This window comes from Burkholderia sp. BE12 (assembly GCF_002959955.1).
Taxonomy (GTDB): domain Bacteria; phylum Pseudomonadota; class Gammaproteobacteria; order Burkholderiales; family Burkholderiaceae; genus Burkholderia.
The window spans coordinates 1-1,137 of the sequence record NZ_PREY01000079.1; the positions used below are offsets into that span (position 1 = coordinate 1).

General features: G+C 62.3%; 1 protein-coding gene. It reads left to right on the plus strand.

Features of this window, described 5'->3' with window-relative positions; translation table 11 throughout:
- The coding region (locus C4B30_RS34985) for an IS256-like element IS1356 family transposase (protein ID WP_105133684.1) at positions 1-1,098 on the plus strand (1,098 nt) is incomplete at its 5' end.
- Positions 1,099-1,137: the final 39 nt, after the last annotated feature.

Sequence of the window (1,137 nt, forward strand, 5' to 3'; positions counted from 1 at the left end):
GGTGAACTGACCCACCACCTCGGCTACGAGAAGGGCGATGCCAAGCCGGCAGGCCGCACGAACCATCGCAACGGCACCAGCCGCAAGCGCATCGCGACCGACGATGACCTGCTCGACGTCGAGATTCCGCGCGACCGAGAAGGTACCTTCGATCCGGTGCTGATCGCCAAGGGCGAGCGACGCTTCACCGGCTTCGACGACAAGATCATCGCGATGTACGCACGCGGCATGAGCGTGCGGGAGATTCAGGGTTTCCTGCTGGAGATATACGGCATCGAGGTGTCGCCGGACTTCATCAGTACGGTGACCGATGCCGTGATCGACGAAGTGCGCGAATGGCAGCAGCGGCCGCTCGAGCCGATGTACCCGGTCGTGTTCTTCGACGCCTTGCGAGTCAAGATCCGCGACGAAGGCGTCGTGCGCAACAAGGCGATCTACCTGGCGCTGGGCGTGCGCCGCGACGGCACACGTGACGTGTTGGGCCTTTGGATCGAGCAGACCGAGGGGGCCAAGTTCTGGCTGCGGGTAGTGAACGACCTGAAGCTGCGCGGCGTGCAGGATATCCTGATCGCCGTGGTTGACGGCCTGAAGGGCTTCCCGGAAGCGATCAACACGGTGTTCCCGGAAACGACGGTCCAGACCTGCATCGTGCATCTGATCCGGAACTCGCTGGACTTCGCCAGCTGGAAAGACAGGAAATCGGTCGCAGCGGCGCTCAAGGAGATCTATCGGGCACCGTCGGCCGAAGCGGCCGCCGTGGCGCTGGACGCGTTCGATACGAGCCCGTGGGGTACGAAATACCCTCCGATTGCCGCGCTCTGGCGCCGAGCCTGGGATCAGGTGATTCCGTTCTACGCCTTCGCGCCTGACATCCGGAAAATTGTATATACGACCAACGCGATCGAGTCGCTGCACATGCAGCTTCGGAAGATCATCAAGGCGCGCGGCCACTTCCCGTCGGACGAGGCCGCGCTCAAACTGATCTGGCTGGCGCTGCGCAACGTCGTTGCCAAGTGGACCGGCTCCCGGCACGATTGGAAGAGCGCGATGACGCAGTTCGCACTGCTTTACCCGGAACGATTCAACATTGGAGTCTGAATCTCAACCCGCCTCACACACGAAATTCCGGATACCTCC